Annotated in this window: 11 protein-coding genes; 9 read left to right on the plus strand and 2 right to left on the minus strand. The window is 68.6% G+C overall.

Annotated features, from left to right (window positions below; genetic code table 11):
- The gene (locus A176_RS13765) at nt 1-1,977 is read left to right on the plus strand and encodes a protein kinase domain-containing protein (protein ID WP_226994395.1); all 1,977 of its coding nucleotides are present in this window, start codon (nt 1-3) and stop codon (nt 1,975-1,977) included.
- A 14-nt stretch (nt 1,978-1,991) separates the two neighbouring features.
- Here A176_RS13765 and A176_RS13770 read toward each other — a convergent pair whose 3' ends face one another.
- Nucleotides 1,992-3,512, minus strand: a complete 1,521-nt coding sequence (locus A176_RS13770) for an Hsp70 family protein (protein WP_002636494.1) — start codon at nt 3,510-3,512, stop codon at nt 1,992-1,994.
- Between the two features lie 274 nt (nt 3,513-3,786).
- On the opposite strand from A176_RS13770, the gene A176_RS13775 reads away from it, so the two are divergent.
- The 7 genes from A176_RS13775 to A176_RS13805 all read left to right on the plus strand — a co-directional run bounded on the left by A176_RS13775 (nt 3,787) and on the right by A176_RS13805 (nt 12,579).
- Complete coding sequence (locus tag A176_RS13775; protein WP_002636492.1) at nt 3,787-6,027, plus strand: PrkA family serine protein kinase; 2,241 nt, start codon at nt 3,787-3,789, stop codon at nt 6,025-6,027.
- A gap of 122 nt (nt 6,028-6,149) precedes the next feature.
- Entirely contained in the window at nt 6,150-7,028 is an 879-nt protein-coding gene (locus A176_RS13780) for a S1 family peptidase (protein ID WP_002636491.1), read from the plus strand.
- A 67-nt stretch (nt 7,029-7,095) separates the two neighbouring features.
- Nucleotides 7,096-7,548, plus strand: a complete 453-nt coding sequence (locus tag A176_RS13785; RefSeq protein ID WP_002636490.1) for a deoxycytidylate deaminase — start codon at nt 7,096-7,098, stop codon at nt 7,546-7,548.
- 176 nt (nt 7,549-7,724) lie between these two features.
- On the plus strand, nt 7,725-8,462 hold the full coding sequence (locus A176_RS13790) for a sensor histidine kinase (protein ID WP_044889145.1): 738 nt from the start codon (nt 7,725-7,727) through the stop codon (nt 8,460-8,462).
- 79 nt (nt 8,463-8,541) lie between these two features.
- Nucleotides 8,542-9,999 (plus strand): enhancer binding protein Nla6, encoded by a 1,458-nt coding sequence (gene nla6, locus A176_RS13795; protein ID WP_044889146.1) that lies wholly within the window; start codon nt 8,542-8,544, stop codon nt 9,997-9,999.
- Between the two features lie 268 nt (nt 10,000-10,267).
- Nucleotides 10,268-12,232, plus strand: a complete 1,965-nt coding sequence (locus A176_RS13800; protein WP_002636486.1) for an ArsA family ATPase — start codon at nt 10,268-10,270, stop codon at nt 12,230-12,232.
- 77 nt (nt 12,233-12,309) lie between these two features.
- A complete protein-coding gene (locus A176_RS13805; protein WP_049872295.1) occupies nt 12,310-12,579 on the plus strand; it encodes a hypothetical protein in 270 nt (89 codons plus the stop codon).
- 257 nt (nt 12,580-12,836) lie between these two features.
- On the opposite strand, the gene A176_RS13810 is transcribed toward A176_RS13805, so the two are convergent.
- Nucleotides 12,837-13,523, minus strand: coding sequence for a tetratricopeptide repeat protein (locus tag A176_RS13810; protein ID WP_002636484.1), 687 nt, complete (start codon nt 13,521-13,523; stop codon nt 12,837-12,839).
- 94 nt (nt 13,524-13,617) lie between these two features.
- On the opposite strand from A176_RS13810, the gene A176_RS13815 reads away from it, so the two are divergent.
- Entirely contained in the window at nt 13,618-14,586 is a 969-nt protein-coding gene (locus A176_RS13815; protein ID WP_002636483.1) for an acetyl-CoA carboxylase carboxyltransferase subunit alpha, read from the plus strand.
- Nucleotide 14,587: the final 1 nt, after the last annotated feature.

Below are 14,587 nucleotides of genomic sequence, written 5' to 3' on the forward strand. Positions count from 1 at the left end.
ATGGATGAAAACTCGCACTCCGAGCAGCAGGTGGTTGGCGACCGGTACGTGCTGGAGCGGCGGCTCGCGGGGGGCGGCATGGGCACCATCTGGGTGGCCCTGGATCCCAAGCTGCAACGGCGCGTGGCCCTCAAGCTGATGGCGTCCCATTGCGCGCCGGCGCCGCGCGCGCGGCAGCAGTTCGAATGGGAAGCCCAGGCCATCGCCCGGCTCCAGAACCCGCACGTCATCCAGGTCCACGACTGCGACCTCTCCGGCGAGACGCCCTACATCGTCATGGAGTGGCTGGTGGGCGAGGACCTGGAGGCCCTGCTGCACCGCCGGGGCCGCCTGTCCCTGGCCATGGTGGAGCGGCTGGTGACGGAGGCGTCCCGCGCGCTCACGGCCGCGCACGCGGCGGGCGTCCTCCACCGCGACCTCAAGCCCGCGAACCTCTTCCTCGCCCGCACGGAGCATGGCGAGCAGGTGAAGGTGCTCGACTTCGGCCTCGCGCTGCTCATGTCCGGTGGCACGGCCCGGCCGCATCCGGAAGAGGAGATGGCGGGCACGCCGCGCTACATGAGCCCCGAGCAGCTCCGGGGCCTGGAGCCCCGGTTGGACCACCGGTGCGATTTGTGGGCGCTCGCGGTGGTGGCCTACCGCGCCGTGACGGGGCAGCACCCCTTTCCACTGGAGTCCCTGCGGCAGATGCGCCTGGGCAACGTGCCGCCTCCGCCCGCGGCGCCGTCCAGCCTGTCACCGGAGCTGGGCGCGGAGGTGGATGCCTTCTTCGCGCGCGCGCTGGACGTGGACCCCGCGCGCCGCTTCCAGTCCGCGCACGAGTTCGCGTCCGGCCTGACGAACGCGGTGGAGGCGGGCCGGCCCTCGCGTCCAGCCAAGATTCTGGTGGTCGACGACGAGCCGGACATCGTCGTGTTGATGGAGCAGAGCTTCCGCAAGCAGATCCGCCGCAATGTCTATCAATTCCTCTTCGCCGCGGATGGTGAGGAGGCCTTGGAGGAGCTGCGCCAGCATCCCGACACCGAGGTCGTGCTCTGCGACATCAACATGCCGCGCATGGACGGGCTGACCTTCCTCTCCCGCGTGGGAGAGATCAGCTCGCTGACCCGGGTGGTCATCGTCTCGGCGTACGGCGACATGAGCAACATCCGCACGGCGATGAACCGGGGCGCGTTCGACTTCATCACCAAGCCCATCGACTTCCCGGACCTCGAGGCCACGCTCGTCAAGACGCTGAAGCACGTGCGCGAGCTGCGCCGCACGGTGCGCTACACCGAGGAGAACGGCTTGCTGCGCATGTTCGTCCCCGGCGGCGTGCTGGAGCGGCTGCCGCCGTTGCTCCAGGGCTCGGACGCCATGGCGGGGGAGTGGGTGGACGGCACGGTGGTGTTCATCGACGTGGACGCCTTCACGGCGGTGCTCCACCAGCAGCCCCCGCCGGAGTCGCTGCGCCGCCTCAACGCCAACTTCGAGGCCATTGTCCCGGAGCTGCTCGCGCGCGGGGGCACGGTGGACAAGTTCATGGGAGACGCGGTGATGGCCGTCTTCCGAGGGCCGGGGCACGTGGACCTGGCCCTGGAGGCCTGCCTCGCCATCCGACGGCAATTGGAGGCGCTGACGGCGCGCGGTGGCGACGGCGCGCCCTACGCCCACGGCGTCTGCATGGGCTTGGACTCGGGGGAGCTGGTGTCCGGCAGCGTGGGGGCCAAGGCCTCGGGCCGGCTGGACTACACCGTGCTGGGCGACGTGGTGAACACGGCCGCGCGGCTGGCGGTGCGAGCGGGGCGGGGGCAGGTGCTGCTCAGCCCCCGGGCCCGGGAGCGCGTCCGTGACGCCTTCGAGCTCCGGACGCTGGAGGACGGCCTCTTCGAGTTGGTGGGCCGGGAGGGTGACGCGTCGTCCTTGCGCCCGGAGGACTCCACGCGCTTCGTGCCCCTGGAGGCCCCGGCGGTGAGCCGGAGCACCCCGCGGGGCTGAAGCGGGGAGGGCGCTCAGGCCTGGGTGACGCGCACGGTGGTCTTCATCTCGCGGCCCGAGGCCGGGTCGCGGGCGCGCATGGTGAGGATGCCTTCCACGTTCACGTCGAAGGTGATCTCCACCTGTGCGCTGCCGGCGCGGCCGGGCTGGATGCCGGAGAAGGTGAACTCTCCCAGCATGTCGTTGCGCGCCACCATGTCGTTGTCGCCCTGGAAGATGCGCACGGCGAGCTCGGTCTGGTTGTCCATGCTGGTGGTGGCCAGCAGGGCCTTCGCGTTGGGAATGGCCGCGTTGCGCGGGAAGACGACGTGGAAGGCGCCGCCGGCCTTCTCCAGGCCAATGGCCATGGGAATCACATCCAGCAACTGGATGCGCAGGTTGGTGTCGTCCTGCAGCGAGTGCGCGTAGAGCGCCGCGCCAATGGCCACGGCCTCGTCCGGGTGCACGCCCTTGCTGGGTGGCTTGCCGAAGAACTTCGTCAGGCGGTCCTGGACGATGGGCATGCGCGTCTGCCCGCCCACCAGCATGACCTCGTCGACGTCCTTGGTGGACAACCCGGAGTCCACCAGCACGCGCGCCACCATTTGCAGGGTGCGGTCCACGAGCTGGTTGGTGAGCTGCTCCAGCATCTTTCGGGTGAACTTCATCTCGATGTTCAGGGGCTGGCCCTGGGAGGTCATCGTGATGAAGGGGATGTTGAAGGGGACTTCCTCGCGCGCGGACAGGTCGATCTTCGTGCGCTCGGCCAGGTCCTTGATGCGCTGCATGGCCACCGGGTCCGTGGCGAGGTCGATGCCCGTCTTCGCCGCGAAGTCCTTGAGGACGTGGTGGATGATGGCGTTGTCGAAGTCGATGCCGCCCAGGAACACGTCACCGCCGGTGGACTTCACCTCGAAGACGCGGTCGCGAATCTCGATGATGGAGACGTCGAAGGTGCCGCCGCCCAGGTCGTAGATGACGACCTTCTCCTTGAGGCCCTTGCCCACGCCGTAGGCCAGCGCGGCCGCGGTGGGCTCGTTGATGATGCGGACGACCTCCAGGTCGATGAGCTTGCCCGCGTCCTTCACCGACTGGCGCTGCCGGTCGTTGAAGTAGGCCGGCACCGTCACCACCGCCCGCTTGATGGGCATCTTCAGGTAGTTGGAGGCGACCTCGCGAATCTTGCCGAGAATCTTGGCGCTGATCTCCTGGAGGGTGAACTCCTTCTTCCCCACATCCAGGGTGACGTCGCTCTTCTTTCCGGGGCGCATGTTGTACGCCACGACCTTCTTCATCGTGTCGACGACTTCGCTGCCGAACCCCCGGCCCACCAGCCGCTTCGAACCGTAGACGGTGTTGCGCGGGTTGAGCTGCCACTGGCGCTTGGCCTCGTAGCCGATGAGCTCGTTCCCCTTGTCGTCGATCGCGAAGATCGAGGGGATGGTGTACTCGCCGCCCTTGTAGGGGATGAGCTTGACGTTCCCGCTGTCCTCGACGATCGCCGCGCACGAGTTGGTCGTGCCGAGGTCGATGCCGATGATGGGCTCCTTGTGCATCGTGCTTGGACTCCGGGTGGGTAGGCCGCAGAGGAAGAAAAGACCGTAGCGCACCCTCGCGTCGCGCGCGAGTTCACACACCGCGACGTTTGCCGCTCCCCGGGAATGCCGGCCAGGGTTACCTGCTTCCCCTGGTGGCCAGCATATCGTTCCGTGTGCCCGGCAGGGGGCCGGCGGCGCGTGCCCCAGCCGACAATGGCATCCGGGGCGCTGGACATTGGTGGCGTGGACGGAAAACTTGCTGGTGGGGAAGCCTGACCACAGGAGAGTCAACTTGGACGCGAAGGGTTATCTGCAGGAGGTGGGCGCGCAGGTGAACGCCGACTTCGTCAAGAACCGGTCGATTCTGTCCTTCGAGGAATACCTCTCCCTCTTCTTCAACGACCCGATGGGCCAGGCGCGCAACGCCGCCCAGTACCTCCGGGACGTGATGGACCACTTCGGCTCCATCACCGTGCCACACCCCACGGGCACCATCCGGCGCTTCAAGGTCTTCGACGCGCCGGGCGGGGACCGGGACGACCGGGTGGCGGGCCAGGAAGAGGTCCAGAACGCCATCTACCGGTTGCTCGGCAACTTCGTCCGGGCCGGGCGCATCAACAAGCTCATCTTGCTGCACGGCCCCAATGGCAGCGCCAAGTCCACGCTCGTCAATGCCTTGAAGGAGGGCATGGAGGCGTACTCGCGGCAGCCGCAGGGCGCGCTGTACCGCATCGCCTGGGTCTTCCCGTCGGAGAAGCTCATCAAGGGCTCCATCGGCTTCGGGGAGCGGGAGATCCCCGGCGGCGAGCTGGCCACCTTCGCGCACCTGGACGCGGAATCCATTGACCTGCGCATGCCCTGCGAGCTGAGGGACCATCCGCTCTTCGCCGTGCCGCCGGGCGAGCGGCGCAAGCTGCTGGAGGGCGCCCTCAAGAAGAAGGGCCTGGGCGACGGCGAGACAGGGGACTTCATCCTGTCCGACTACGTGCGGGACGGCGAGCTGTGCTCCAAGTGCCGCCGCATCTACACCGCGCTGCTCAACGCCTACGGCGGGGACTGGCTGAAGGTGATGCGCCACGTCCAGGTGGAGCGCTTCTACGTGTCGCGCCGCTACCAGGTGGGCACGGTGACGGTGGAGCCGCAGATGAGCGTGGACGCGGTGGTCCAGCAGCTCACCGCGGACCGCACCCAGCTCAACGTGCCCGCGCCGCTGCACAGCACCGTCCTGTTCGAGCCGCACGGTCCCCTGGTTCATGCCAACCGGGGCCTCATCGAGTACGCGGACCTGCTCAAGCGCCCGTTGGAGGCCTTCAAGTACCTGCTGGGCTTCAGCGAGACGGGGCAGGTGCCGCTGGAGCCGTTCGTGCTCCAACTGGACGAGGTGCTCATCGCCTCCGCGAACGAGAAGCACCTCAACGCGTTCAAGGAGCTGCCGGACTTCGCGTCCTTCAAGGGCCGCATCGAGCTGGTGCGCGTGCCCTACCTGCGCCGCTACGGGACCGAGCAGGAGATCTACGACGCGCAAATCACGTCCACCACCGTGGGCAAACACGTGGCCCCGCACGCCACGGAGCTGGCGGCGATGTGGGCGGTGCTCACCCGGCTGAAGAAGCCCATTCCGGACCGCTACCCCCTCGACGTGAAGGACCTCATCGACCAGGTGACGCCGGTGGAGAAGCTGCACCTCTACGAGGAGGGCGCGCCCCCGGACCGGCTGAGCCTGGCCAACACGAAGGAGCTGCGGAAGCTGCGCGAGGACCTCTTCACCGAGTCCGACGCGTATCCCAACTTCGAGGGCCGCTCGGGCGCCAGCGCGCGGGAAATCAAGACAGCGCTCTTCAACGCCGCGCAGAACCCCGACTACAAGTGCCTCAACGGCCTGGCGGTGCTGGAGGAGCTGTCCGCCATCTGCAAGGACAAGAGCGTCTACGAGTTCCTCCTGCAGGAGGTGCTGGACGGCTACCACGACCACGAGAACTTCGTCCGGCTGGTGGAGGCCGAGTACCTGGACCGCGTGGACTCCGAGGTCCGTGAGTCCATGGGGCTGGTGTCGGAAGGGCAGTACCGCGAGCTGGTGGAGCGCTACATCCAGACCATCAGCCACTGGGTGCGCGGCGAGAAGATGCGCAACCGCGTCACCGGGGTGAACGAGGTTCCGGACGAGCAGCGCATGGCGGAGGTGGAAGCCATCATCATGCCGCGCGGCGAGGACGCCTCGGACTTCCGCCGCGGGCTCATTGCCTCCATCGGCGCGCACCGGCTGGACAACCCGGACGCGGACATGGATTACGGCCGCATCTTCCCGGACATGTTCAAGCGCCTGCGCGACCACTACTTCGAGGAGCGCAAGCGGGTGCTGCGCAAGAACAAGGAGAACGTCCTCAAGTACCTGTCCGAGGACCGCAACCAGCTCTCCTCGCGCGAGCAGACGCAGGTGCAGAGCACGCTGAAGGCGATGGCGGAGCGCTACGGCTACTGCGAGGCGTGCGCGAAGGACGCCATCCTCTTCTTGATGAAGAAGCGCTACGCGTGACCGGGCAGGCGTCCGGGCCCCGCTTGGACGCCTGCTTTCAAAGCCGGAAAGGGCTCGGGATGATGGGAGCTGCCAGGGAGTTGTACTGGCTGCAGCCGTCTTCCCCCCGAACCGGAGAGTCGATGACCCGCTTCCTCCTGGGCGCCCCCGCCCTGTTCGCCCTCGTGGCGTGCGCCGGCGCGCCTTCCCAGCCGGCCGCCACCACCTCAGCGCCCCAGGTGGCTCCTTTCGTCGAACGTGTCATCGCGGTGAACGACGCGCCTCGCATGACGCGCAAGGAGCAGGTGCGGCGCATCCTTCCGCACAACGTGCGGCTGCAGCTTGCCTCGCAGGGCAGGGTGCGGAGCACGGCCTCGGGCGTCGTGGTGGGCGCCGAGCGCGGCGCCGACGGGACGGCGGTGGCCTGGGTGGTGACCAACGCGCACGCGGTGGCGATGGACGGCATGGAAGCCCCCCAACTGCGCGTGCTGGTGGACCGGCGCGCGGAGTCGCTCGAGCACACGGGCGAGGTGGTGGCCATGGGCCAGGTGCCCGAGCTGGACCTCGCGCTGGTGCGCGTGCGGGGGTTGGAGCTGCCCGCCGTGGAGCTGGCGGACGACGCGGAGCTGGAGCTGGGCGAGGACGTGGTGGTGGCCGCCTCGCCCTTCGGCCGCGCGCTGTCGCTGTCGGGCGGCATGCTGTCGCAGGTGGAATGGGACAAGGCGTCCCAGCAGCCGAAGATGGTGAAGACGGACGCGCCCATTGGCTACGGCGCGTCGGGCGGCGGCATCTTCAGCCTGACGACGGGACGGCTCCTGGCCATCGTCGAGGGCTACCGCACCGCGAAGGTGGACTTCGAGGTGCAGCAGGAGAACTACAGCTTCGACGTGCCCATGCCCGGAGAGACGTTCGCCGCACCCAGCGCGAAGGTGCGCCAGTTCCTCCAGGACAAGGGCTTTGGCCGGCTGCTGGTCCGCAGGCCCTCGACGGAGGGTGGCGTCGCCCAGGCGGCGGGCCGGTAGGCCACGGGCCGGTTTCTCGACAGGGCGCGAGCGCGCGGTACATCCGGCGGCAATCAGGAGGCGTGGGATGGCCGGACGTGTTTCGTGGGATCAGTACTTCATGGACATCGCGGAGCAGGTGGCCACGCGCGCCACGTGTGATCGCAAACACGTGGGCGCCGTCATCGTGCGGGGACGGACCATCCTGTCCACCGGCTACAACGGCGCCATCCGAGGGCTGCCGCACTGCGATGACGTGGGCCACATGATGGAGAACGGCCACTGCGTGGCCACCGTCCACGCGGAGGCCAACGCCATCATCCAGGCGGCCACCAACGGCGTCAGCATCGACGGGGCCACCATCTACACCACCGCCAGCCCCTGCTGGCCGTGCTTCAAGCTCATCGCCAACGCGGGGCTGGTCCGCATCGTGTTCGGCGAGTTCTACCGGGACCCGCGCATCTTCGAATACGCCGCGCGGCTCAAGCTGGACCTGGTGGGGCTGGGCGAGGGCGCACGCCCTCCCGCCTCGGGTGCCTGAACACCCTGCACCTCGGGGCAGGGCGCCTGCGTCCTGTCTGATCGCACCCGCTTCCCAATCGTTGCCTTAAAAACACTCGCGCGCGGGCGTAAGTCCGCGCCGTGCATGGGGAATTTGCCGCTTCCGGCAAGAATTACCGACCCAGGGTTGACGATGTTGGAACGGCTCCCTAACTCTTGGCTCCGGTAGGGCGGCGGCGGGGGTGGATCAGGGAAAATCCCGAGGAGTTCCAGTTGGTTACCTCGACAGCAATGTCAAATAGTGCATCCTCCATGGAGGATGCGCCGAAGCCCGTCGTGGGCGCGGCGCGGTACCTGGCCGTCCCCACGCTGATGGACAGCCTGCTGCATGACGTCCGCAATCCGCTCAACGCCTTGGCCATCCATCTGGAGGTCTTGTCGGAGAAGCTGAAGGCGGAGACGGGGCAGGTGCCTCCGTCGCAGGAGAAGAACCTCAAGGCCATGCGCGATCAGATCCAGCGCGTGGACGGCATCCTGAAGCTGTTCAGCGACTTCGTCGTCTTCCGCGGCGGCAGCGCGGGCGCGGCGGACCTGTCGGAGACCACCACGCGCGCCCTGGGCGTGCTGGGGCACGAGGGCCGCAAGCGCCGCGTGCAGGTCCAGTCCGCGGTGGAGGCGGGCGTCCAGGTCCAGATGGAGGACACGACGGAGCTGGGCTTCTTCCTGGTCCAGGCGCTGCTGCGTGCCTTCCGCCGCGCGGAGAATGGCGGCTCGGTGCGCGTCACGGTGCGCGGCGAGGCCACGAGCGCGGTGCTGGAGGTCGAGGATTCGGCCGGCCCCGGCAACGAGCCCCTGCCCGAGGCCGTGGAGGCCCTGCGGCTGCGCTGTTCGCAGCTCGGCGTGGACCTGTTCCTCCGAGCGGGCACGTGCCGTCTGAGTTTCAACCGCGCCTGAGCGCAGCATCCCGCCAGGCCGTTTCCTGATTTCGAGTTCCGACAACTTCGCGTCACGACGCAGTACGGGAGGTCTTCACTTGGGCAGCGCACGAATCCTGGCCGTGGATGACGAACGCGACACCTGTGAGGCGCTGGCAGAGATGCTCAGCGCCTGGGGACACAAGGTCGAGATCGCATTCGACGGGCATGACGCCCTCCGCAAGGCAAACGAGTTCCGGCCGGACGTGGTCCTGTCGGACCTGGCCATGCCGGAGACGGATGGGCTCTGGCTGTTGCGCAACCTGAAGGAAGAGCTGCCGGACTGCCCGGTGGTGTTCCTGACGGGGCGAGGGACGATCGACGCCGCCGTGGAGTCCATCCGCGAGGGCGCCTACGACTTCATCGTCAAGCCGCTGGACACCGCGCGGCTCAAGGTCTGCATCGACCGGGCGCTGGAGAAGAAGGAGACGCTGCGCGAGGTGCAGACGCTGCGGCGGCGGCTGAAGCAGCTCGGCTCGTCGGACCTGATTGCCCAGTCCGCGGGCATGCGCAAGGTCATCGAGCTGGTGGAGAAGGTGGCCCCCTCCAAGGCCAGCGTGTCCATCAGCGGCGAGTCCGGCACGGGCAAGGAGGTCGTGTCCCGCGCGGTGCACAACCTGTCCTTGCGCCGCGACAAGCCCTTCATCGCCATCAACTGCGCGTCCATCCCCGCGACGCTCATCGAGTCCGAGCTCTTCGGCCACGAGCGCGGCGCCTTCACCGGCGCGGATCAGCGCCGGCCCGGCGTGTTCGAGATGGCGCACGGCGGCACGCTCTTCCTGGACGAGCTGGGTGAAATCCCCATCGAGCTGCAGGCCAAGCTGCTGCGCGTGCTGGAAGAGGGGCGGCTGCGGCGGCTGGGCGGCAAGGTGGAGATCGAGGTGGATGTGCGCGTGCTGTGCGCCACCAACCGCGACCTCAAGCAGGAGATCAAGAACGGCCGCTTCCGCGAGGACCTCTACTTCCGCCTCAACGTCTTCCAGATCCACCTGCCGCCGCTGCGCGAGCGCCGCGACGACGTGCCCATCCTGGTGCAGCACTTCGTGGACAAGTTCCGCGGGGACTCCGGCAAGCGCGTCAGCGGGGTGCACCCGGAGGCGATGGAGGTCCTGAAGAACTACGACTGGCCGGGCAACATCCGCGAGCTGCGCAACGCCGTGGAGCGCGCCGTCATCCTGTGCGACGGCGAGCTGATCACCCGCGAGCACCTGCCGCCCGACATGGCCGGCAAGAGCCCGGAGCGGCACACGTTCCGGCTGCCTTTCGGGCTGAGCCTGGACGCGGTGGAGCGCGAGTACATCCTGGGCAGCCTCCAGCGGAACGGGAACAACAAGGCCCGCACCGCCGAGGTGCTGGGGGTGAGCGAGAAGACGCTCTACAACAAGCTCAACCGCTACGCGGCCGAGGCGCGCGCCCAGCAGCAGGGCCCCACGGGCGGCGGCGGAGGCCCCCTCGGGGGCCAGGGAAGCGATGGCGCGATGGGTGCCATGGGCGCCAACTCGTTCGTCATCCGCTGACCTCACAGGTAGGAATCCCCTCCGGATTCCGAGGCCTTGGCCAGGCTCGGAGGGGACGCCCGTCCAGGCGGCGACCCCGCCGCGAAACCCCCGTCAATTCTTGACTTTTGACCTCTGGACGGGGGATTCTTGGGGTGTCTCCCACCCACAGGGAGTGCCCGGGCGTACATGTCCACGCCTCGGGCAACTCCGGCGCCGTTGCATCAACTCGGCCGTGCAGGAGTGTGCATCGGGTGCCGCGGGGGGGCACAAGGAAGGCCACAACGCAATGAGCGACGCGCGAGTACTTCACTTCTTCGGCGGCAAGGGCGGGGTAGGTAAGACGACGCTCGCGGCAGCATATGCCTTGAGGCTGTCGGAAGACGCGCCCAAGGAGCGCGTGCTGCTCGTGTCGTTGGATCCGGTCCGCTCCCTGTCGGACCTGGTGAAGAAGAAGCTCGCGGCCAAGCCCACCAAGCTCGTCCCCGGCAAGGGTGATGGCGGTGTCTACGGCCTGGAAGTGGAGTCGGCGGCGCTGATGAAGCCCTTCCTGGCGTCCTACCTGCCAGCGCTGGCGAAGGCGGCGGCCAAGGGCACGCACGTCACGGAAGAAGACCTGGGCAAGCTGTATCAGCAGGCGGTGCCGGGGCTGGAGGAACTGGTGGCGCTCTTCCACGTGGTGGATCTGCTGGAGGATGACTCTTTCGATCGCATCGTCGTCGACGCGGCGCCCACCAGCCACACGCTGCGCCTGTTCGACCTGCCGGTGAGCCTGCGCAAGTTCCTGGGCCTGGTGAAGGCGGGCGGTGACAAGACGGAAGCGCCGGTGAAGAAGGGCAAGAAGGCCGCGGAGCCCGCGGCGCCCGGCGTGCTGGAGCAGGTGGGGCAGAAGGCGGAGAAGCTGCTGGCGCTGCTGAAGGACGCCACGCGCACGGCCTTCCACCTGGTGGCGCTGGCGGAGCCGGTGCCGGAGGCGCAGACGCGCATGCTCTTCACCCAGCTTCGCGAGCGCGGGCTGCCGGTGACGGAGATCGTCGTCAACCAGATCGAGGACAAGCTCGGCTGTCCCGCCTGTCAGGGCCGGCGCGGCCTGCAGGCGCCCCACGTCCGCAAGTTCCAGGCGCTGGACAAGACGGTGCCGGTGAACCTGCTGGGCCGGCGCGAGGTGGCCCCGCGCGGGCTGGACGGCCTGGCGCTGTTCGCCAAGGCGTGGGCCGGTGGCAAGGAGACGAAGGCGCTGGAGTTCGCCGCGGCCGAGGGGCCTCCGGCGCTGGTGCGCGCGCCGTCCATGCCGCCCATCGCCGCGCCGCCGCTGCCGCCCACGCGGCTGATCTTCTTCGTGGGGCAGGGGGGCGTGGGCAAGAGCTCGTGCGCCGCCGCCGCCGCGGTGACGCTGACGGAGAAGGAGGGGCCGGTGCTCCTCATCTCCACGGATCCGTCGCACTCGCTGTCGGACGTGCTGCAGAGCCGCCTGACGGACACCGAGACGCAGGTGAAGGGCACCAAGGGCCTGTACGCTCGCGAGCTGGACATCGCCGGCTGGTTCAACGCCCTGCGCAAGCGGCTGAAGGAGAAGGCGGAGAAGGCCTTCGAGGGCGCGCCGCGCTCGGGCAACGACGTGCCGTCGGACCTGCTCTACCTGCGCAACCTGCTGGAGTGCGCGCCGCCGGGCATCGACGAGCTGGCCGCGCTGTCCTGCCTCACGGACGCGCTGGTGCAGGAGCGCTTCAAGCGCATCGTGGTGGATTCGTCGCCGGTGGTGATGTCCGTCCGCGTGGTGGAGCTGGCGGAGACGGCCAAGGCGTGGCTGGGCGCGCTGCACACGGTGATCAACAAGCACCGCGCCAAGGGCCTGGGCGAGCTGGCGGATGACCTCGCCGCGATGATCAAGCACGTGAAGCGCTTCGAGGACGCGCTGGCCACCCCGAGCGAGGCGCGCTTCGTCGTCGTCACGCGCGGCGAGGACCTGGCGGCGGCCCGCACGGAGCGGCTGGTGGAGTACCTCAAGGAGAAGAAGCTCCCGGTGGAGCGGGTGCTCGTCAACCGCGTGGGCCCCAAGTCCACCTGCGAGAAGTGCGAGAACCGCCGCAAGCTGGAGCTGAACGCGGCCAAGGCCATTGAGAAGAAGCTGGGCCTGCCCGTCACCATGGCGCCGGCGCTCGGCCGTCACCCGGCCGGTCTGCGCGAGCTGAAGGCCTTCCGCACCGCGTGGTACGCGCTGTCGCCGCCCGCCGCGAAAATCAAGGCAGCCTGAGGTTCCTGGAAGTCCCTGGAGATAGAGTGGTGAGCGCCCTTGCTCACCCGCTGTCTCCCGGGAGTTCCATGTCCTCGATGCGCATCCGTTCCCTGGTTCTGGCTTCGCTGCCCGCGCTGTTCCTGATGGCCTGTGGTGGCGAGCCCGTCGCCGAGTCGCCCGCCCCGGAGGCCGAGGGCGCCGTGACGGCGTCCATCGAGCCGCCCGTGTCCTGTTACGACCAGTGCTACCAGTTCCTGGCGGTGTGCCCGCAGCAGTGCCAGGCGTCGTACTCCGTCTGCTACGACCTCACGCTCGAATGCTACGACTCGTGCGGCCGGGGCGTGGGGCCGTGGCTGCCGTGCTGAGCTGACACGGCACCTCCTGCCGGGCCCAAGCCGCCCGGCGGGAGCCGTCCTGTCCGTTGTCACGAAGAAGTGGGGGCCGCCGCCGCACCGCCTCCCGCCCAGTTACCGCACCCGAAAATCGTCCCTGCCCACCCGCCCCCGCGAGCACCATGACGACGCGCATCATGGGTGCCAAGCGTACCTGTGGGGCCCTATCTGAAAACGAGCGTGGGCCGGGCCGGGACTGATGGCTGGCGGGCATGGCGGCCTTGGCGCGCTCAGGCTTCGCATTCCGAAGGTGCGTCGGTGAACGTCTCCCAGCCTGGAAACGTGAGCGCGCCCGTCTCCGTCAGGGTGCCCTTCGTGGGTGGGCGGCCTTCCAGGCGCAGGTCCACCTGACGGCCGCTCACCGTGTAGCGGCCTCGCACTTGCCTCTCACGCGGCGTTCCCTCCGCGTCCACCTCCTTGACCCGGAGGGTGGCCCTGCCGCCGGGCTCGAAGCGAAGCCGTTGCAGGGTGCCGTAGACGCCCACGCCGGGGCCGAACCAGGACACGGCGCGCAAGAGCAAGGGCACGTCCTGTTCACGCGCCGGGTCACGGCCCAGCAGCTTCTGCCAACCCAGGGTGTCGCGGATGGGCTCGAAGTCGGCGTCCTCCCGGGCCCGCGTCAGGCGCCGGGCGTCCAGCGCCACCGCTCGCGTGAGGTGTTCAACAATCACGTCCCGGTGGGCGCTGTATTCGCAGACCTTTCCCTGCTTGCGGAGCACGCCCAGGGTGGCCGCCAGGTTGTAGTGGGCCAGCGCGTAGTCCGGGGACGCCTTGGAGGCCTCCTGGAAGCGCTCCAGGGCCTCTGGGTAGCGTCCCGCCTGGTAGAGCCGGAATCCCTGGGTGTTCAATTGGCGGGCGCCAGGCGTGCTGGCGGCGCCCGAGAGGGCCAGGAGGAGCAGGGGCAGGGCCGGGTGCATGTGCCTCCAGACGGGCGGGACGCCTGGGAATTCGGTGGGGTGCGTAACCGCTTGCGCGTTGAAAGCCGCCTTACCCTGGTGCTAGTTCCGCGCCATGGCAACCGGTACCAGCTATGTGCTCGAGTTCGAGCGCCCCCTCATCGAGCTGGAAAAGAAGATCGACGAGCTCAAGGTTCTCTCCACCAGCGGCACGGTGGACTTCTCGTCGGAGATCTCCAAGCTCGAGAAGAAGGCGAAGAAGCTCCAGTCGGAGATCTTCAGCGACCTGTCGCGGTGGCAGGTGGTGCAGATGTCCCGGCACCCGAACCGCCCCTACTTCCTGGACTACGTCCACCACCTCTTCACCGACTTCGTCGAGCTGTGCGGCGACCGGCACTTCGGCGAGGACCCGTCCATCGTCGGCGGCTTCGCGCGCTTCGACGGCAAGCCGGTGATGGTGATGGGCCACCAGAAGGGCCGCAACACCAAGGAGAACATGGCGCGCAACTTCGGCATGCCCCGCCCGGAGGGCTACCGCAAGGCCCGCCGTCTCATGGAGCTGGCCGAGCGCTTCGAGAAGCCCATCCTCACCTTCGTCGACACGCCGGGCGCGTACCCGGGCATCGGCGCGGAGGAGCGCGGGCAGGCCGAGGCCATCGCCGTCAACCTGGAGGTCATGAGCCGGCTGCGCGTGCCCATCATCTCCACGGTGGTGGGCGAGGGTGGCTCCGGCGGCGCGCTGGCCATTGGCGTGGGCAACCGCGTGCTGATGCTCCAGAACAGCGTCTACTCCGTCATCTCGCCGGAGGGCTGCGCCTCCATCCTCTTCCGTGACGCCTCCAAGGCGGACAAGGCCGCGGACGCGATGCGGCTCACGGCGAAGGACCTGCTGGAGATGAAGATCATCGACGAGGCCATCCCCGAGCCCGCCGGTGGCGCGCACCGCGACGCGGCGAAGATGGCCGAGGCGCTGGGCAAGACGCTGCGCAAGCACCTGGGGCAGCTCGCCGAGCTGTCACCCGATGAACTGGTGCAGGACCGGTACGCGAAGTTCCGCGCGCTCGGTGTGTTCTCCGGACGCTGAA

The organism is Myxococcus hansupus (genome assembly GCF_000280925.3).
Lineage (GTDB): Bacteria > Myxococcota > Myxococcia > Myxococcales > Myxococcaceae > Myxococcus > Myxococcus hansupus.

Bases quoted from the DNA above. Each gene is read 5' to 3' on its own strand.
- A176_RS13765 (WP_226994395.1), top strand. From the start codon at position 1: ATGGATGAAAACTCGCACTCCGAGCAGCAGGTGGTTGGCGACCGGTAC.
- A176_RS13770 (WP_002636494.1), bottom strand. From the start codon at position 3,512: ATGCACAAGGAGCCCATCATCGGCATCGACCTCGGCACGACCAACTCG.
- A176_RS13780 (WP_002636491.1), top strand. From the start codon at position 6,150: ATGACCCGCTTCCTCCTGGGCGCCCCCGCCCTGTTCGCCCTCGTGGCG.
- A176_RS13785 (WP_002636490.1), top strand. From the start codon at position 7,096: ATGGCCGGACGTGTTTCGTGGGATCAGTACTTCATGGACATCGCGGAG.
- A176_RS13800 (WP_002636486.1), top strand. From the start codon at position 10,268: ATGAGCGACGCGCGAGTACTTCACTTCTTCGGCGGCAAGGGCGGGGTA.
- A176_RS13805 (WP_049872295.1), top strand. From the start codon at position 12,310: ATGCGCATCCGTTCCCTGGTTCTGGCTTCGCTGCCCGCGCTGTTCCTG.
- A176_RS13810 (WP_002636484.1), bottom strand. From the start codon at position 13,523: ATGCACCCGGCCCTGCCCCTGCTCCTCCTGGCCCTCTCGGGCGCCGCC.
- A176_RS13815 (WP_002636483.1), top strand. From the start codon at position 13,618: ATGGCAACCGGTACCAGCTATGTGCTCGAGTTCGAGCGCCCCCTCATC.